An 18,296-nucleotide genomic window follows, 5' to 3' on the forward strand; every position below is an offset into this window, starting at 1 on the left:
TCTTTGCCTTGATAATTCCAGTAAATTTTTATATCCCAACGACCATCCAACAAACGTTTGTCAGGTATGAGCAAATGTTTATTGGATAAACTTATAGGAAAGTCAAAATCCAAGTGTTTATTGGATGGTCTATAAAGGGACACTTGACCTTTTATTTCTGTATAATTCATTTTTGGAGGGAAAGTAATTGCCAACCCATCTTCCTGTTGTACAAAACTAAACTGTTGTGCATAGTATTTGGCATTAGAAAGTGCGTCAATCTCATTCTGATAAGCCAGTTCTTCCTTGTAATAATCCTCTGTGACCAAATCATGATTGGCACGGTTATCTGTACTGGCAAGAATGACGAAATACATTATAAATGCAATAAAAGCAAGAAATGCCAACACTATTCCTGTTCCCCAATTAAACTTCATACGCTTTGTTTCATATTAATGAATACTCCTAATTATAACTTCTTGGTGCCAGAAACCTGGCTGTTGTTGTTTCAATTAATAAATCCCCGCTATATACACCAATCTTCAGTTTGTCTTTATCTCCATTTAAAGCAGCGTTATTAATTTCTATAAACAAAGTGCCTTCTGCCAATTCCTGTGCAGGGACCTGAAAACGGCGATGTGATACCAAATCTATTTTTCCTTTATGTGAGAGAAGTTTAAAACTTACATCATCAATGTCTTCGGATGTTTTATTTATCAGTTTGTAGGTATACACATTGCTGATTATGTTTCCTTCCTTATGTTCATATAGTTGTCCGGGTAATCTTAAAATATTGGCTTCCAAATCGTTCCGTAAGAAAAGCATTCCAATAAGTACTCCGATTAATATAGTAAGTACGGCAGCGTATCCTTTTAATCTGGGATTAAAAGTGAATTTTGCCTTTCTTTCAATATTGTCCTCACTGGCATAGCGAATAAGACCTTTTGGAAGATCTATTTTTTCCATAATCGTATCACACTCATCTATACAAGCCGTACAATTTACACATTCCAGTTGAGTTCCATTTCGGATATCAATTCCTGTAGGGCATACATTCACACATTGAAAACAGTCTATACAATCTCCATGGCCAAGTGCATTTCTATCTTCATTTTTTCGAAATTTCTTTCGGCCATTTTCAGCTTCACCCCGTTTATGGTCATAGGCAACAACGATAGACTTATTGTCTAATAATACCCCTTGCATTCTTCCATAAGGACAGGCAATAATACAGACCTGCTCTCGGAACCATGCAAAAACAAAATAGAATACTGCCGTAAAAATGAGAAGAGATATCAATGTACTTACATGGGTGAGCGGACCATCTGTGATGTATTGTATTAATTTATCACTCCCAATAAGATAAGCGAGGAATACATTTGCAATTAAAAAGGATATTACAAAGAAGACAAACCATTTTAGCAATCTTTTCCTAATTTTTTCTGCATTCCATGATTGCTTTGCCAATCGAATCTGAGCACCGCGATCTCCATCTATCCAATATTCAATTCGCCTGAAGACCATTTCCATAAATATAGTTTGCGGACACATCCAACCGCAAAAAATACGTCCAAATGCCACTGTAAAAAGGGCAATAAAAATCACCCCAATGATCATGGAAATAACAAAAAGATGGAAATCCTGAGGCCAGAAAGGAAATCCAAAAATATTGAACCGCCGCTCCAAAACATTAAACATCAGGAACTGGTTGCCATTTATCTTAATAAATGGAGAAGCAAAGAGAAAAAGCAATAATCCGTAACTAACCCATTTTCGATATTTATAATACCTTCCACTAGGTTTTTTGGGGAATATCCAGGCCCGCTTTCCTTCTTCGTCAATGGTCCCAATACTATCCCTGAAATTTTCTCCCATAGCTTTATCTTCTAGGCCCTATTCATACCTTTGTATGAATTATTCATTCAAAACAACCGAAGTAGAATCCGTTTCTTGTTTCGGAGCCTCTTCTTCGGTAGCACCTTCTGGTTGCGTAGCATTCTCGTCCATCCATAAATCACCTTCAGCAGCCTTAGGATTGGCAGGTGTAGTGCCCTGGAAAGTGAGTAAATAGCTTGCAACCTGCGCCATTTCCGCCGGTTTTAGTGTTTGCTTCCAGGAAACCATTCCTTTGCCTGCGCGACCACCTTCCGATATTGTATTGAATACATTCTTAATTCCGCCCCCCTGGATCCAATATTCGTCAGTAAGATTAGGTCCAATTCCTCCTCCACCATCTGCCATATGGCAGACAACACAATTGGCTTCAAAAATAGATTTACCTGCGCTAATATCAGAGGCCTCCGTTAATAATTCAACGGTATTAACATCTACCAGATCCTTAGCGGTTTTTTTATAAGCTTCTATTTCGGCCTGTGCTGCCGCTACCTCCATTTCATATTCCAAATCCTGGTCATAATCCCCATAAATTTCAAACCTTATAAGGTATATAACACCAAAAATAATGGTTGCATAAAAAAGGTAAACCCACCATGGTGGTAACTTGTTGTCAAGCTCTTTTATGCCATCATAGTTATGGTCTAATATGATTTCACCTTCAGCTTCTACGGGTTTGGAGCCTAATAGTTTTTGGTACATTTTCTTACCCCAACTCCATTCCAATTGTTTAGATTTAGATTCCAAATACCTTTCTTTACCTTCTGCAGAAAGAGTTTGAAACATAACATTTTCAATAGACTTTAAAATAAGTTCAATTGCAATTAAAATCAATAACACCATCAATAGAAAGAACTGTGTTATTGGATATTCAATAAATGCGGGTTTTTCTCCGGAGTCAATAAAGTACTCCATAAGTCCGAAAATGATAAAGAATATTACCGGGATTCTGATCCACCAGGGTGACATATTTTTCATAACTCTTATTGTTTTGGTTGATTATCTTCTAAGGGTATTTCACTTACTTCTTTTATATGCTCTTTGGAGGCGGTAAATACCCACCAAAAAAGGATGGCAAAAAATACAAAGAAGATTAGTAGTGATATCATGGGATATGTGGCAATGCCTTCCATACTTTCCATGTGATTTTTTACAAATTTTAGCATGATTTACTTATTTTCTGACAATAATTCGTCGGTTTGCTTAACTTTTATATCCGTACCTAAGCGCTGTAAGTAGGCAATTAGTGAAACGATCTCACGATCACGCATTTCCACAAATTCCAAACCGTTTTCCGCAGCGTAATTTTTATCTGCTTCATAAGATTTGACAAAATCGGGATCGGCGTAAAGGTTTTCTTCTATTTGAATAGATTGTTCTTCCATGGAAGTAAAAGCATTTTCTATATCTTCTTCAGTATAAGGGACACCAAGACTTACCATAGCTTCCATTTTTCCCTGTATACCACTGCGATCATGTTCGTTGCGGACCATCCACTGATATGCCGGCATGATAGAACCTGACGAGGTGCTTTGCGGATCATACATATGATTAAGGTGCCAACTATCAGAATATTTGCCGCCAACTCTTAATAAATCGGGCCCGGTTCGTTTACTACCCCAAAGGAATGGGTGATCATAAACAAATTCCCCCGCTTTGGCGTATTCCCCATAGCGTTCCACCTCGCTTCTGAAAGGACGGACCATTTGAGAATGACAACCTACACAACCTTCACGTATATAAAGATCTCTTCCTTCCAATTCCAAAGGAGAATATGGTTTTACACTTGAAATAGTTGGTATATTGGATTTTACCAGGATGGTTGGGACTATCTGGACAATCCCTCCAATAAGAATGGCTATTGTTGCAAATATTGTCAATTTAATAGGTTTACGTTCCAACCAGGTATGATAGGTTTCTCCTGCTGTTCTTTTTTTGGACACCCTTGTTAGGGCCGCTGCCTCTGCAAGTTCATCTTCCACCTTGCTACCCGAGCGTACAGTAACCACTATGTTGTACAACATTGCAATAAACCCAACAATATAGAGGGTACCACCAATTGCTCGCATCCAGTACATTGGCATAATTTCATTTACCGTCTCTAAGAAGTTCCCGTAAACAAGGGAGCCGTCCGGATTAAAATCTTTCCACATTAAGGCTTGTGTAAAGCCGGCGACATACATGGGCAGGGCATATAATATGATTCCTAAAGTGCCAATCCAAAAGTGGAAATTGGCCATTGGTATAGAATGTAGTCTTGTTTTAAACATTTTAGGCACCATCCAGTAAATCATTCCAAAGGCCAGAAAACCATTCCAGGCCAGTGCGCCTACGTGTACATGGGCAATAATCCAGTCACTAAAATGTGCTATGGCGTTTACATTTTTTAAGGATAACATGGGACCTTCAAAAGTAGCCATCCCATAACCTGTTATTGCAACTACCATAAATTTAAGGGTTGGGTCTGTACGTACTTTATCCCAAGCACCTCTGAGGGTTAATAACCCGTTTATCATACCGCCCCAGGAAGGCGCAATAAGCATAACTGAAAATGCCACACCTAAATTTTGTGCCCATTCTGGTAAAGCCGTATAGAGTAAATGGTGAGGTCCGGCCCAGATGTAAATAAAAATCAATGACCAGAAATGGACTATAGAAAGTCTATACGAGTAAACGGGCCTGTTGGCTGCTTTGGGAACAAAATAATACATTAGTCCTAAAAAAGGCGTGGTGAGGAAGAAAGCCACAGCGTTATGTCCGTACCACCATTGAACCAGAGCATCCTGAACTCCTGCATATACCGAATAACTTTTTAATGCGCTAACGGGTAATTCCAAACTATTGAAGATGTGAAGAACAGCTACTGTTACGAATGTGGCCAAATAGAACCAAATGGCTACATAGAGGTGACGTTGTCTTCTTTTCACCATTGTTCCAATCAGGTTCCATCCAAATGCGACCCATACAAGCGCAATTGCAATATCAATTGGCCACTCTAACTCAGCATACTCTTTAGAAGTACTATATCCAAGAGGAAGCGTGATTGCTGCCGCTACTATTATGGCTTGCCACCCCCAGAAGTTAAACTTACTTAGGAAGTCACTAAACATACGGGCTTTGAGTAAACGCTGGGTAGAGTAATAAACCCCGGCAAATATAGCATTCCCTACAAAAGCAAAAATTACAGCATTGGTGTGCAGTGGACGAAGTCGGCCAAAACTAAGAAATGATATCCCATCTGTGATATTTGGGAATAGAAACATTAATGCAAGTAGTAATCCTACGAGCATGCCAATGATTCCCCAAAACAAGGTGGCGTAGAGGAAATTTTTTACGATCTTGTTATCGTAATAGAACTGTTGTACTTCCATAATTACAAATTTTGCTTTTTATTTAGTTGGATTGATTTTTTGATTTTAGTATCAGGTTCTATGGTTGTATTTTTAACAACTTCATCTTCAAATAACATTCTGACCGAGGGAGTATACGAATCGTCATACTGCCCGCTGCGCACAGAAATGATAAAAGCAGCAAAAAAAACCAGCGCTACTACAATACTAATTGTAAGCAATAAATAAATGACACTCATACCTACCTGAATTCTGGCGTAAAACTACATTTGTAGATAATTTCAAAAAATGACATATGTCAGGTTTATTAATTATTTTAATTTCTTTCCTATAATATTGGTAGCAAGGGTAGCAAAAGCTACAATGCTAATTGAACTCACTGGCATTAAAATAGCAGCGATTACGGGCTCTAACTGTCCTGTAACTGCAAAATAAAGCCCAACCACATTATACATCAAAGAGAGAACAAAACACAATTTAATAATTTTCATGGCCTTTTTAGAAGCCAGAATATAATTATTTAGATATTTAAATTTTGTGGCATCAAGAATTCCATCACAGGCAGGGGAAAAAACATTGATGTTTTCAGAAATTGCAAGACCCACATTACTCTGTGCCAGAGCACCCGCATCATTTAAACCATCACCCACCATTAGGACCTTTTTGTTATTAGCCTGTAATTCACTTATAAACTCCAACTTATCTGTCGGCTTTTGATTAAAATATAAAGGTGTCAACTTTGGTAAAAGCTTTTCCAGCCTGGTCTTTTCTCCCGCATTATCGCCAGATATTACGGCTAAATCCATATAGCGCCCCATTTCTTTAAAAACTTCCGAAACTCCTTCCCTGTAATTATTATGAAAAACAAAACACCCCTTATATGAATCATTTGAACTTACATGAACAGAAGTGCTGTTATAATCACTTTGCTGTTGATATCCAACAAAATCTGCTGAACCAACCTTGATATCACTTTTATCCTTAACACCTTGCACTCCTTTGCCGGTATATTCTTTGTAATCATCCAGGGTTTCTATATTGTGTTCTTTTAACAGCGCATAAAGAGATCTGCTTAGCGGGTGATTGGAAGCCCTAAGGGTGTTTTTTAGCAGTGATTCTTCCTCCACGCTTAACTCCATACCTTCATAAATAATTGAGCTTGAATGCGTTGTGGTTATTGTGCCGGTTTTATCAAATATCGCTGTATCTATTTGGGCCAACTGCTCTATTATACTGCTATCCTTGAGATAAAGCTTTTTACGTCCGAAAATCCGTAACATATTGCCCAGAGTAAATGGTGCAGCAAGGGCAATGGCGCACGGACAGGCTATTATAAGTACGGCTGTAAAAACATTTAATACTTTGCTGCTGTCCTGAAACATCCAAAAAGATGCCGAAATAGCAGCAATTGTTAATACAGCAATAGTAAAACGTTTTCCAATGCTGTCTGTTAAAGTTTGAAAAGTCGTGGTCTTGTCTTTTTGGAAAACAGAATTACTCCACAATTGTGTAAGATAGCTCTGAGAAACACTTTTTAAAGTTTCAATTTCAATAGCTCCATTACATTGCCTTCCACCTGCAAAAACTTTATCACCAGAGCTTTTTTGAACGGGCTCAGATTCTCCGGTTACGAAACTATAATCTATTTGAGCCTGTTCTGTTAAAAGAATGCCATCTACCGGAATTAGTTCCTCATTTCTAATAAGTAACCTGTCGCCACTCTTAATGGCATAAATCTGTACCGTTTCTTCTTTCCTTTTTTTGCCTAATCTCGTAACTGCAATCGGGAAATACGACTTGTAGTCCCGCTCAAAGGAAAGGAATGAATACGTTTTTTGTTGAAAGAACCTGCCTACCAGCAGGAAGAAAATTAAACCTGTAAGACTGTCAAAGAAACCAGAACCCAAGTCAAAGAATATTTCGTAACTACTGCGAATAAAAAGAACCAAAACACCCAATGCAATAGGCACGTCAATATTTAAAAGTCCCGATCGCAATCCTTTATATGCTGAAATCAGATAATCACTGCCTGCATAGAATACTACAGGTAGTGAAAAAGTAAACATCAGCCATCTGAATAAACCTTTATACTGATCCAGCCAAAATTCCCCAACTTCAAAATATTCCGGAAAAGATAAAAACATAATATTTCCAAAAGCAAAACCTGCAACACCCAGTTTATAAAGTAAACTTCTGTCTACTTTGCTCTTTTCCTTATCATAATCTTCAAGGGAGATATAGGGCTCATAACCAATTCTTGCCAGTAATATAACCAGTTCTTTTAATGAAATCAGTTCGCTGTTATAAGTTATTCTAATTGTTTTTTTGGGGAAGTCTACCTGTGAATTTGTGACTCCTGGATGTAGTTTTTTTAAATTTTCCAGTACCCATATACATGAACTACAATGTATTCCCGGAATATATAGATTTATGATTTGAATAGTTCCATTATCAAATTCAATTAGTCTCTGAGCTATAGTTTTGGAATTGAGAAAATCATATTTCCCTTCAATTGCTAAAGGAGTAGTGCCAGGGCCTGATTGAAGATCATAATAGTAGGTGAGATCATTAGACTGAAAAATCTCATATACCGTTTTACATCCGTTACAACAGAAGTCTTTATCATCAAATACTATCGCTGTAGTGTTACAATCATCACCACAGTGGTAACATTTAGTCATATTCTAAAACATTTGCTTAATACCTGAACGCGAAATTGTAGTAATTTACTTAAAATATATATGATATTTGTCACCTTTTCGATAATTTTGCATAAGTCTAAATTAAAATCAATGAGTTCTGAAAGCAGATGCGAGAATTGCATAATTCGTCAATTTAATTCTTTGCGTGCGATGACTAAGGAAGAATTAAAGCAGGTATCAGATTCAAAGACTTCCAAAACCTATAAAAAGGGTGAGGCAATTTTCGAAGAAGGTGAAAAACTGAATGGTGTTTTTTGTGTGCGGGATGGGGTTTCAAAGCTTTCCAAGTTAAGCTCCAATGGAAAAGATCAGATAGTGAAGTTGGCTTCGAAAGGAGAAGTTATGGGCCAGCGTTCGGTTATTGCAGAAGAGACCTCAAATCTGAGTGCAGTTGCCGTAAATGACATGGAACTTTGCTTCATTCCGAAAGAGATAATTGTTAATACCTTACACAAGAATCCTGATTTTAATTTTGAAGTACTGCGTCTTATGGCACATGACTTAAGAGAAGCGGATGATGTGATTGTAAATATTTCTCAGAAAACAGTAAAACAGCGCATCGCAGAAGCATTCATTTATCTTAAATCTAACTATGGTGAGGATAAGGAAGGATATTTAATGCTTACCCTTTCAAGAGAGGATATTGCTAATGTTGTAGGGACTGCCACAGAATCCTGTATTCGAATTATTTCGGAATTTAAAAAAATGGGTTTACTAAAGAGTTCTGGTAAGAAACTTGGCATTTTGGATGAAAAGAAATTAAAAGATCTTGCGGAAGGATTTTAGTTAAACACTTATTTAGCTAAACACTTATATAGTTCCGGACTGCAGTAAATAAACACAAAACATTAAATATAAGGGATTTTAAAACCTGACATATATCATTGTTTCCCTCTAATCCCAGAGGTATTTTTACACCGTTATTTCTTTAATCAGGTGTATGAAAAACATTTTATTACCAACGGATTTCTCCAAAAATTCCTTAAATGCTGCAAAGTTTGCCATTGAATTTTTTAAAGAAGAAGAATGTGTTTTTCATCTTTTAAACACATATACGCCGGCAATCGTGCACAGCCGCTTTATGGCTGCTACTATGCATGGAGGGTTGGTAGAAGATAATGTTCGATCTGACTCTGAGCGTGGATTGGAAGAATTGTTGAATCAAATCAATACTTCTTATAAATACCCACAACACAGTTTTAAATGTATTTCTTCGTTTAATTTGCTGACCGAGGAAATCAAGGAGATTGTAAAATCAGATAATATAGATTTTATTGTAACAGGAACAAAGGGCTCATCAGGCTTTGAAGAGGTATTTTTGGGAAGTAATACAGTAAGAATAATTAAGTCGGTAAGAGCATGTCCAATCCTGGCTGTTCCAGAAGATTTTGAGTATATCAAACCTGTTAGAATTGGTTTCCCGACGGATTTTAAAAGAAATTTTAGCTCAGAAATAATTGAGCCTTTAATTCAGTTGACTATCAAATTTGGCGCAACTATAAATATAATGCATATTGCTGAGGAAGACCAATTGAACAAGTACCAGCATTCAAATAAAGAGATACTACTTGAGTATGTTTCATCTGTATCACATTGTTTACATAGCATGCCTTATTTTGCCAGTAAATCAGATGTGATTGAATTCTTCATAAAGGAGTTTGGTATACAAATGCTCGCACTGGTGCATTACCGACATGGATTTCTGGAAGAATTGGTTAAAGAACCTGTGGTCAAACGCATTGCGTTTCACACGCCAATACCTCTTCTGGTATTACCCGACTAGTTCAGAAAATAAATAAAGAAAAATTAATCCCTTCCAGCCGAGGAGGGGCATTTATTTGCTTATTGGGTAATCCTCATAGAAGTCTTCAAATGTTTTTGAAGTTTTGTAGTTGTCTGTAAGTACTTTATAGACCATATAAACAATCATTATCTGACCCAGTACGCTGAGGTAAAAGACCCAGCTAAAAGCGAAATTCATAGTGGCCATTATGGTCACTGTTATTAGAAGTATAGTGGTTGCTCCAACCCAGAACATAGCTGAATTCATTTTTTATTTTAAAATTAATTAAAATTATAAAACCACTGTGTTAATGCAATTATAAATCCTCACAGTATTAAAGATTCCAAAATTTGTCTTCAATTGGAATGTTCTTTTGTTTGCCAAGATCTAAAGGATTAAAGCTAAGTACACTAAACAAATACCAAATGCTTGATGAAAGTGCCGGAGTATTCGGAGCATCTTCCCACAATAATGAAGAACCATAGCTGGTCCCGGCATTTGTTACATATGGGATTCCCATTGAACTTTCCCAGGCAGAATTCTTCATTTGTGCTTTTTGCAACTGCTGGAGCGCACTATTGGCTTCATAAGTCATATTGGCCTCTTTAAAAGCCAGGGCCATTTGTGCAGTACCTTCTAACCAAATAACGTCTTTATCTTCATCAAAACAATACCCGGAAATTACTTCTCCGTTAAAACTTGCTATTTGTGTGTTTTTGTAACGTTCAGCCTTAATAAGCACTTCTTCCGGGAAATTTTCAAAAATCAAATAGCCCAGTGAATGCAAGTCCATGGCATAATAATGAGTCACGTTTTCCGGCCAGGCCACAAGAAGCTTTTCATTAATGTTCCAGCGTTCTTGCTTAAGATAATTTAAAATCCCCTTATGAAAATCATCATAACCCTCCACAGCATTGAATGCCATAATAATACCTTCGGTAACTTTGTGTATTTGTGTCCCATCTTCATTGAAACCTCCCCACAGGCCTCCATCTTCATCCTGTAAACTCCTTATCCAATTCTCCAGTTCTACGGCTAAAGAATCATACTTGTTATTTCCGGTTATTTCGCGGTAGTTATTTAGTGCTATTAGTAACCAGGCATTATCTCCCATCCAGGTTCGTCTGCCGTTAGAACCATCGCTATTTCTTAGCTGATAAAAACCTCCATTATTCGAAACGAATTCTGAATCGATACGTTCATTGAAATAATCAAAAACGCCTTCGGCCTTTTCAATTTCTCCTTGTGCTGTAAAAGCGATGGCTGCCAGGGCATTATCATATAGGGATACATAGTCTGTTTTTTCAGAACTGGTCAGTAACCCGTTGGAAAGCTGCATATTGTTGATCCATTCTGATATTTGAAGAGTATCACTTTCCAAATTTTCATCTAAATTATTTTGAGGTGAATCAGGAAGGCCGTTTTCAATATAAATTAGATCCTCATATACTTCAGTTGTATCAAGGGTACAGGAAACAACTAAAAGACCCAGGATTGTAAAAATAAGTAACTTCTTAAGCATGATGTAGGTGGTTTTAAGGACTTCGGGAAACGTTTTGTAAAATTAACAATCAATGTCCAGCTATGTTTCGCTTTACGACCAGCGCATTGTATGTCCGACCAAAACCATTACTATTAGCGGATTATCCCAGAAATAGGGCTTTAACTGAAACCAGACCTGATCAACTCAGTTAAAAAACATCGATGAACGGTAAGAGTTTCCTTATTTTTGCTTTAAATAATTTTATGAATCTACCAGAGACTACAAAAAAAAGAGTAGTAATTATAGGAGCTGGTTTCGCAGGAATTTCACTTGCCAAGAAACTGAGGAGACTCCCGGTGCAGGTTGTGGTCATTGATAAACACAATTACCATACATTTCAACCCCTTTTGTATCAGGTTTCCACCGGAGGTTTAGAACCAGATTCTATAGCTTATCCCATTAGGAAGATATTAAAAAGGCTTCATAATTTTTATTTTAGACTGGCTACGGTAGATAAAATAGACCCTGAACTTAAAGAAGTACATACAGATATAGGTAATATCTCCTATGATTATTTGGTTATTGCTACCGGTACCCGAACCAATTACTTTGGTAATGCAGAGATCCAGGAAAACGCAATGTCAATGAAAAGCGTTCCACAGGCTTTAAATATCCGAAGTCTTATGCTTCAGAATTTTGAATTAGCAGATAATTCTCAAGATTTGGAAGAGCGCAGGGCCCTCCTGAATTTTTGTATTATTGGCGCCGGACCCACAGGCGTTGAACTTGCCGGAGCATTCGCGGAATTGAAAAAACATGTATTTCCTAAAGACTACAGACATCTTAATATTGATGAAATGGAGATTCACCTTTTCGAAGGCGCGGATGTTGTTCTTCCACCCATGAGTGCTAAAGCTTCAGCGAAGGCAAGGAAATTTTTGGAAAATTTTGGGGTTCATCTGCATTTGAATACCATTGTAAAAGGATACGATGGCGATCTTGTAAAAATGGATAGCGGTGAAGAGATCAGAACCAGGAATTTTATCTGGACTGCCGGTGTTACCGGGGCAACGGTTGAAGGCCTAAATTCTGATGCTTTGATAAGAAGAGTTAATCGGTTTAAAGTAGACCGCTATAATCAGATTTTAGGATACCCGAATATTTTTGCCATTGGAGATATCGCATATATGGAAACTGAAGCTTATCCAAAAGGACACCCTCAAATGGCACAGCCCGCAATTCAACAGGGGGAACTTTTGGCCATGAATTTGGATAGCTTATTGAAAGGCCTGTCCATGAAAGCTTTTGTGTACAGAAATAAAGGAAATATGGCAACTATAGGTCGTAATAAGGCGGTAGTTGATCTTCCGGGAATTGAATTTGGAGGCTTTTTTGCATGGTTTATTTGGATGTTTGTACACTTAATGTCGCTCGTTGGATTCAGGAACCGTGTAATAGTATTTTTTAATTGGGTTTATAATTACATCAATTACGATAAAGCAGCGCGCTTAATAGTGAGGCCCTTCAAAACAAGGATATAAAACGACTCAATTATAACCACAAATTTGAAATCCTTTTGTATCTTTGAGATGTTGTGTTGTGCATCATAAATTATGATGCATATGTGTAGATGCCGATATTTATTCGGCAAATGCCAATGAAAGGCTTTCCAATTTGGGAGGCTTTTTTTGATTAAAACAGAACTTCATTAAAGGGAGGTAATAATTACCTGATATTTATGGGGCTTTATTTTACAAAACCTTCATTTTGTCGTAATTTTAGTGTTGACATTTAAAGAGATCTGCTCATGCCATTATATCATAAACTTGGGAATTTACCACACAAAAGACATACTATTTTTAAGAAAAAAGATGGCAGTTTGCATTATGAGCAGTTGTTCGGAACGATAGGTTTTGACGGGATGTCTTCCCTCATGTATCATTTATACCGGCCTACTATGGTTAAAGAAGTTGGTGATACAGAGGATATCTCTCCCAAGGCGGCGGTTGAGTATAATATAAAATCCAGATTACTTAAAGGCTTTGAGGTATCCCCTGAGGATGATTATCTCGAAAGCCGAAAAGTGGTACTATTCAATAGCGATGTTCACGTTGGTCTGGCAGCCCCTAAAAAATCAATGACAGATTACTTTTATAAAAATGCTGATGCAGATGAACTGCTCTTTATTCACAGGGGAAAAGGAACTCTTAAAACTATGTTAGGTGAAATTCCTTTTGGATATGGGGATTATATTTTAATACCCCGTGGAATGATCTATCAAATAGTTTTTGAAGATGAGGATAACAGACTATTTATTACAGAATCTTACCATCCTATTTACACCCCAAAGAGATATAGGAATTGGTTTGGGCAGCATTTAGAGCATTCACCTTTTTGTGAGCGCGATTTTAGACTGCCGGAAAATTTGCAAACGCATGATGAACTTGGAGATTTTCTTATAAAAGTTAAAAAGCAAGGGCAGTTACATCATTTAGTATATGCATCGCATCCATTTGATGTTGTAGGCTGGGATGGATATAACTACCCATATGCTTTTTCGATATTTGATTTTGAACCTATTACGGGGAGGGTTCATCAGCCGCCACCTGTTCACCAGACTTTTGAGACAAGTGCCTTTGTAGTTTGTTCCTTTTGTCCCCGGCTTTATGATTATCACCCACAGGCTATACCAGCACCCTACAATCACTCCAATATTGATTCTGATGAGGTGCTTTATTATGTTGAAGGCGATTTTATGAGCCGTAAAAATATTGATAAAGGATATATTTCTCTTCATCCGGCAGGTATCCCTCATGGTCCGCACCCCGGAACATACGAGGCCAGCATTGGCAAGAGTGGAACTGAGGAATATGCGGTAATGGTAGATACATTTAAACCACTGCAATTAACAGAAACGGCCCTTGAAATTGATGATGGCACTTACTATCAGTCCTGGTTAGAGTAGGGAAACTTTATGTATAATAAAATGAAGTAGGCTTGCGACGAGTTTAGCGGTTTGGTCATCTCGGTCATAGGTGGGATTCAGTTCAGCAACGTCTGCACTTATTAATTTATTTGTTGAAATTATTGTATCTAGGGCAACCAATGCAATATCTACGGAAAACCCCATAGGAGAAGCAGCGCTAACACCAGGGGCAAAGGCAGAAGAAAAACCATCTAAATCTATTGTCAGGTATACAAAATCTACTTCCTTACAAAACTCATTAATTTTATTAATTACATAAGAAGTATTCTGCTTATGAAAGAGCTCGGACTCAATATATTTTACGTTCCATTCCCGGGCCCGTTCAAATAATATTTTATCGTTGGCATCATTTCTTATCCCAAGGCATAAATAAGGGAAGTCCAAACTTCCGTTGCTATTTTCGGTTGCTATTTGGTAAAACGGTGTGCCTGAATTATTTCCATCTTCATTGGATCGGAGATCAAAATGTGCGTCCAGGTTAACTATTCCAATTTTTTGATCGTTGTCAACGAATTTTTTAATTCCATTATAATGTCCATAAGCTATATCGTGACCTCCTCCTAACAATAAAGGCAAGCCTTTATAGTTCAAAATCTGAGTTACTTTTTCAGCCAATACACTTTGAGCTTTCTCCATATCATCCCCAACACATACTACATTACCAGCATCAAAAATAGCAGTGTTTTCATTTAAATGATGTGGTAGTTTTGCCAACTGTCGGCGGGCAGTCTGAGGACCTTCCTTTGAACCTGTTCTTCCCTTATTCCTCCTTACCCCTTCATCACATTCATAACCCATGAGCACGAAAGTTTTATCGCCCGAGACCGGGATATTTTGAAGCTCCAGGTCAATTTGTTCTACCTTCTGGTATACATAAAGATTCTGCCCCGCTTCTCGCCCGGTCCAAATACGCTCGTCTGTTGGTTTGTAAAGATTCATTGGTTTTATTCAAATAACCCATCTAATACTTTATCAATCACAATATTAGGTAGTGTAACTTTTAAATTGGGACTGCGTTTCATCTCCCTTTTAATGGCGAAAAGGGCTTCTTTATTTCTGGCCCAGCTTCTGCGGGATATCCCATTATTTACATCAAAAAACAGCATGTTTTTAAGTCGTTCAGAGGCCCCGTCTGAGCCATCAAGGACCATCCCGAAACCTCCGTTGATGACCTCACCCCATCCAACACCACCACCGTTGTGAATAGAAACCCAGCTTGCCCCTCTAAAACTATCTCCTATGACATTGTGGATAGCCATATCTGCTGTAAACTGACTTCCATCATAGATATTACTGGTTTCCCTGAATGGAGAATCTGTGCCGCTTACATCATGGTGATCCCTCCCAAGGACAATGGGTGCAGAAATTTTCCCCGATTGTACGGCCTCATTAAAGGCCTCAGCGATCATTATCCTTCCCTCGGCATCTGCATACAAGATACGAGCCTGTGAACCTACTACCAGCTTATTGGATTCAGCCTCACTAATCCATTTGATATTATCTTCCATTTGCTGCTGAATCTCTTCCGGTGCACTATCTCTGATTTTCTCCATAACACTTAAGGCTATTTCATCCGTCTTTTGGAGATCTTCGGGATTACCAGATGTACAGACCCATCTAAACGGACCAAAACCGAAGTCAAAACACATCGGCCCCAAAATATCCTGAACATAGGACGGGTATTTAAAATCAATATTATTTTCAGACATAACATCCGCTCCGGCTCGGGAGGCTTCCAGTAAAAATGCATTACCGTAGTCAAAGAAATATGTTCCTTTTTCAGAATGTTTATTGATTGCATTCACTTGCCGTCTCAATGATTTCCGGACCTTATCTTTGAATAGTTCCGGGTTTTCCGCCATCATTATATTCGCTTCCTCAAAGGACAATCCCACCGGGTAATACCCTCCTGCCCATGGGTTGTGCAAAGAGGTTTGATCAGATCCCAAATGAATAAACAAACCCTCCTCATAAAACTGCTCCCAGACGTCAACTACATTACCAACATAGGCAAGGGATAATACTTCATTTTTGGCTATTGCCTGTTTGGTCCTGCCAATCAGAGTATCCATATTGGAATAGAGTTCATCAACCCAACCCTGTGCATACCTTTTGGAAGCCGCAGCTTCATTTACTTCGGCGCAAACCGTAATGCAGCCTGCAATATTTCCCGCTTTTGGCTGAGCACCACTCATACCACCCAAGCCGGCGGTAAGGAATATTTTGCCATTCGGGGATTCAGATTTTGGTAAAACCTTTCTAAAAGCGTTCATTACTGTAATTGCAGTCCCATGAACTATTCCTTGCGGGCCAATATACATATAAGACCCGGCTGTCATTTGGCCGTATTGCGTAACTCCCAGTGCATTGAATTTCTCCCAATCGTCCTGACCGGAATAGTTGGGAATCATCATTCCATTGGTAATTACCACTCTGGGAGCTTCCTTTGAAGAAGGGAATAACCCCATAGGATGCCCTGAGTACATATGAAGTGTTTGCTCTGAAGTCATGGTAGCCAGATATTGCATAGTAAGCAGGTATTGCGCCCAATTCTGAAAGACTGCTCCATTTCCACCGTAGGTAATCAATTCTTCAGGATGTTGTGCTACATCAGGATCCAAATTATTCTGTATCATAAGCATTATCGCTGCGCCCTCCACGGTTTTGGCAGGATATTCTGAAATTGGCCGGGCATGAATTTTATATCCCGGTTTAAAACGATACATATATATTCGACCATATTTTTCCAATTCCATTGCAAATTCAACAGAAAGCTCAGAATGCCAAACTGAAGGAAAATAGCGAAGCGCATTCCTTATCGCCAACTTTTTTTCTTCCAGATTTAAAATTTCTTTTCTTTTTGGGGCATGATTTAATTCCGGGATTCTTGGCCTTTTAGGCGGTAAAACCTTAGGTATTCCCAATAGTATCTCATCTTTAAAACTCAATTCTGTTTTGGAACTTTGCATCTTCCTTATGAGTTATGTTTGTTGTAAATCAAATTCCCCTTTTTATAAACCATACATGGCTTAAAAGCCCCCTGGTTGTATAGAATTTCATTAAAATTGGCAGTATGAAACAGGTTAAAGTCCGCGAGATAACCGGCTTTCAATTTACCTCTATCCGTCAATTTAAGTGCCGCCGCTGCCCTGAATGTTATTCCCGCCAATACTTCCGCATTTGTTAATTTTTGCATGGTTCCCAATATGGCTGACTGGGTAAGAAGATCACCCATAGGGGCAGAACCCGGATTATGATCACTGGCAATAGCAAGTGAACCCCCGGCATCCAGAATTTTTCTCGCAGGCGTAAAACTGCAACCTAACCCCAGTGATGCCCCGGGAAGCGCTGTGGATATAACATCACTTTTTGCCAATAATTCTATTTCATGGGATGTACTTGCTTCTAAATGATCTGCACTAACAGCGTTAAATTTAACAGCAACCTCACTTCCTCCAACCGAGAACTGATCTGCATGGATGGTAATATCAAAACCCATTTCAATAGCTTTGGAAAGGTAAGGCGCCATTTCTGATTCGTTAAATGCTCCTTTTTCAATAAAAGCATCAACTCTATTTGATAATTTTTCTTTCTTTATAATAGGAAACAATTTTTCGCTTATTTCCGACAGATACTCCGATGAATTACCCTTGAAATCCCTGGGGAGCATATGAGCGGCCAGACAAGTGGAAACAAAGTCTAAAGGAAACTCTTCATCAGCCTCCTTAATTGCGTGTAACATTTTAAGTTCTTCCTTTACTGAAAGACCATAACCAGTTTTAACCTCAATTGTGGTAACACCATTTTTAAGATGCTGTTTGGCTCTTTTAATTATTCCCTTGATCAACTCTTTTTTTGTGGCCTTTCTTGTTTGTTGTACAGTATCCCAAATACCACCTCCTTCCTCCGCAATTTCCAAATAGGTCTTTCCGGCATTTCTCATCGCATAATCTCTGGCCCTGGAGCCTCCAAAGCAAATATGCGTATGCGAATCAATAAATCCAGGAAGGCAAATGTGATTTCCTTCTAACCGAATTAATTTTACGTCCTGATCTTTTACTTCGGCTTCGAGTTTTTTATAGCTGTCAACAATTTTAATAAGGCCCCCAACAAAAAGAAT

16 protein-coding genes are annotated in these 18,296 nt (G+C 38.2%); 4 read left to right on the top strand and 12 right to left on the bottom strand.

Going from position 1 to position 18,296, the window contains the following annotated elements; translation table 11 throughout:
• The 7 genes from WBN20_RS10610 to WBN20_RS10640 form a co-directional block, all read right to left on the bottom strand.
• On the bottom strand, positions 1 to 416 hold a 416-nt coding region (locus WBN20_RS10610; protein WP_424281657.1), incomplete at its 3' end, for a FixH family protein.
• Positions 417 to 444: 28 nt separating this feature from the next.
• A complete protein-coding gene (ccoG, locus tag WBN20_RS10615) occupies positions 445 to 1,854 on the bottom strand; it encodes a cytochrome c oxidase accessory protein CcoG (RefSeq protein WP_424281658.1) in 1,410 nt (469 codons plus the stop codon).
• 39 nt (positions 1,855 to 1,893) lie between these two features.
• Complete coding sequence (locus tag WBN20_RS10620) at positions 1,894 to 2,850, bottom strand: cbb3-type cytochrome c oxidase N-terminal domain-containing protein (protein ID WP_424281659.1); 957 nt, start codon at positions 2,848 to 2,850, stop codon at positions 1,894 to 1,896.
• Between the two features lie 5 nt (positions 2,851 to 2,855).
• On the bottom strand, positions 2,856 to 3,038 hold the full coding sequence (locus tag WBN20_RS10625; RefSeq protein ID WP_424273131.1) for a CcoQ/FixQ family Cbb3-type cytochrome c oxidase assembly chaperone: 183 nt from the start codon (positions 3,036 to 3,038) through the stop codon (positions 2,856 to 2,858).
• A gap of 3 nt (positions 3,039 to 3,041) precedes the next feature.
• Entirely contained in the window at positions 3,042 to 5,243 is a 2,202-nt protein-coding gene (gene ccoN, locus WBN20_RS10630) for a cytochrome-c oxidase, cbb3-type subunit I (RefSeq protein WP_424281660.1), read from the bottom strand.
• Between the two features lie 2 nt (positions 5,244 to 5,245).
• Positions 5,246 to 5,461 (bottom strand): cbb3-type cytochrome oxidase assembly protein CcoS, encoded by a 216-nt coding sequence (gene ccoS, locus WBN20_RS10635; RefSeq protein WP_424281661.1) that lies wholly within the window; start codon positions 5,459 to 5,461, stop codon positions 5,246 to 5,248.
• A gap of 72 nt (positions 5,462 to 5,533) precedes the next feature.
• Positions 5,534 to 7,903, bottom strand: a complete 2,370-nt coding sequence (locus WBN20_RS10640; protein WP_424281662.1) for a heavy metal translocating P-type ATPase — start codon at positions 7,901 to 7,903, stop codon at positions 5,534 to 5,536.
• A 111-nt stretch (positions 7,904 to 8,014) separates the two neighbouring features.
• Between WBN20_RS10640 and WBN20_RS10645 the strand changes: the two genes are divergently transcribed.
• Together WBN20_RS10645 and WBN20_RS10650 are read left to right on the top strand one after the other, a co-directional pair.
• On the top strand, positions 8,015 to 8,710 hold the full coding sequence (locus WBN20_RS10645) for a Crp/Fnr family transcriptional regulator (protein WP_424270814.1): 696 nt from the start codon (positions 8,015 to 8,017) through the stop codon (positions 8,708 to 8,710).
• A gap of 154 nt (positions 8,711 to 8,864) precedes the next feature.
• Positions 8,865 to 9,707 carry a universal stress protein gene (locus WBN20_RS10650; protein ID WP_424281663.1) on the top strand — a complete coding sequence of 281 codons (843 nt, stop codon included), beginning with the start codon at positions 8,865 to 8,867 and terminating at the stop codon, positions 9,705 to 9,707.
• A 51-nt stretch (positions 9,708 to 9,758) separates the two neighbouring features.
• Here the strand turns inward: WBN20_RS10650 and WBN20_RS10655 are convergent, their stop codons facing one another.
• Both WBN20_RS10655 and WBN20_RS10660 read right to left on the bottom strand, forming a co-directional pair.
• On the bottom strand, positions 9,759 to 9,974 hold the full coding sequence (locus WBN20_RS10655; RefSeq protein WP_424274489.1) for a hypothetical protein: 216 nt from the start codon (positions 9,972 to 9,974) through the stop codon (positions 9,759 to 9,761).
• Positions 9,975 to 10,041: 67 nt separating this feature from the next.
• On the bottom strand, positions 10,042 to 11,229 hold the full coding sequence (locus tag WBN20_RS10660) for a hypothetical protein (protein ID WP_424281664.1): 1,188 nt from the start codon (positions 11,227 to 11,229) through the stop codon (positions 10,042 to 10,044).
• A gap of 224 nt (positions 11,230 to 11,453) precedes the next feature.
• Between WBN20_RS10660 and WBN20_RS10665 the strand changes: the two genes are divergently transcribed.
• Together WBN20_RS10665 and WBN20_RS10670 are read left to right on the top strand one after the other, a co-directional pair.
• Entirely contained in the window at positions 11,454 to 12,731 is a 1,278-nt protein-coding gene (locus tag WBN20_RS10665; protein WP_424281665.1) for an NAD(P)/FAD-dependent oxidoreductase, read from the top strand.
• Between the two features lie 266 nt (positions 12,732 to 12,997).
• Positions 12,998 to 14,155, top strand: a complete 1,158-nt coding sequence (locus WBN20_RS10670) for a homogentisate 1,2-dioxygenase (RefSeq protein WP_424270818.1) — start codon at positions 12,998 to 13,000, stop codon at positions 14,153 to 14,155.
• Here WBN20_RS10670 and hutG read toward each other — a convergent pair.
• The 3 genes from hutG to hutI all read right to left on the bottom strand — a co-directional run.
• A complete protein-coding gene (hutG, locus tag WBN20_RS10675; RefSeq protein WP_424281666.1) occupies positions 14,147 to 15,115 on the bottom strand; it encodes a formimidoylglutamase in 969 nt (322 codons plus the stop codon). The two genes, WBN20_RS10670 and hutG, sit on opposite strands and share 9 nt — an antisense overlap.
• 5 nt (positions 15,116 to 15,120) lie before the next feature.
• Entirely contained in the window at positions 15,121 to 17,145 is a 2,025-nt protein-coding gene (locus WBN20_RS10680) for a urocanate hydratase (protein ID WP_424281667.1), read from the bottom strand.
• A 5-nt stretch (positions 17,146 to 17,150) separates the two neighbouring features.
• A partial coding sequence (gene hutI / locus WBN20_RS10685) for an imidazolonepropionase (RefSeq protein ID WP_424281668.1) occupies positions 17,151 to 18,296 on the bottom strand: 1,146 nt, incomplete at its 5' end.

Source organism: Eudoraea sp., assembly GCF_049665975.1.
Lineage (GTDB): Bacteria > Bacteroidota > Bacteroidia > Flavobacteriales > Flavobacteriaceae > Eudoraea.

Bases quoted from the DNA above. Each gene is read 5' to 3' on its own strand.
- WBN20_RS10640 (WP_424281662.1), bottom strand. From the start codon at position 7,903: ATGACTAAATGTTACCACTGTGGTGATGATTGTAACACTACAGCGATA.
- WBN20_RS10625 (WP_424273131.1), bottom strand. From the start codon at position 3,038: ATGCTAAAATTTGTAAAAAATCACATGGAAAGTATGGAAGGCATTGCC.
- ccoN (WP_424281660.1), bottom strand. From the start codon at position 5,243: ATGGAAGTACAACAGTTCTATTACGATAACAAGATCGTAAAAAATTTC.
- WBN20_RS10660 (WP_424281664.1), bottom strand. From the start codon at position 11,229: ATGCTTAAGAAGTTACTTATTTTTACAATCCTGGGTCTTTTAGTTGTT.
- WBN20_RS10650 (WP_424281663.1), top strand. From the start codon at position 8,865: ATGAAAAACATTTTATTACCAACGGATTTCTCCAAAAATTCCTTAAAT.
- ccoG (WP_424281658.1), bottom strand. From the start codon at position 1,854: ATGGGAGAAAATTTCAGGGATAGTATTGGGACCATTGACGAAGAAGGA.
- WBN20_RS10645 (WP_424270814.1), top strand. From the start codon at position 8,015: ATGAGTTCTGAAAGCAGATGCGAGAATTGCATAATTCGTCAATTTAAT.
- WBN20_RS10620 (WP_424281659.1), bottom strand. From the start codon at position 2,850: ATGAAAAATATGTCACCCTGGTGGATCAGAATCCCGGTAATATTCTTT.
- WBN20_RS10680 (WP_424281667.1), bottom strand. From the start codon at position 17,145: ATGCAAAGTTCCAAAACAGAATTGAGTTTTAAAGATGAGATACTATTG.
- WBN20_RS10670 (WP_424270818.1), top strand. From the start codon at position 12,998: ATGCCATTATATCATAAACTTGGGAATTTACCACACAAAAGACATACT.
- ccoS (WP_424281661.1), bottom strand. From the start codon at position 5,461: ATGAGTGTCATTTATTTATTGCTTACAATTAGTATTGTAGTAGCGCTG.
- hutG (WP_424281666.1), bottom strand. From the start codon at position 15,115: ATGAATCTTTACAAACCAACAGACGAGCGTATTTGGACCGGGCGAGAA.
- WBN20_RS10655 (WP_424274489.1), bottom strand. From the start codon at position 9,974: ATGAATTCAGCTATGTTCTGGGTTGGAGCAACCACTATACTTCTAATA.
- WBN20_RS10665 (WP_424281665.1), top strand. From the start codon at position 11,454: ATGAATCTACCAGAGACTACAAAAAAAAGAGTAGTAATTATAGGAGCT.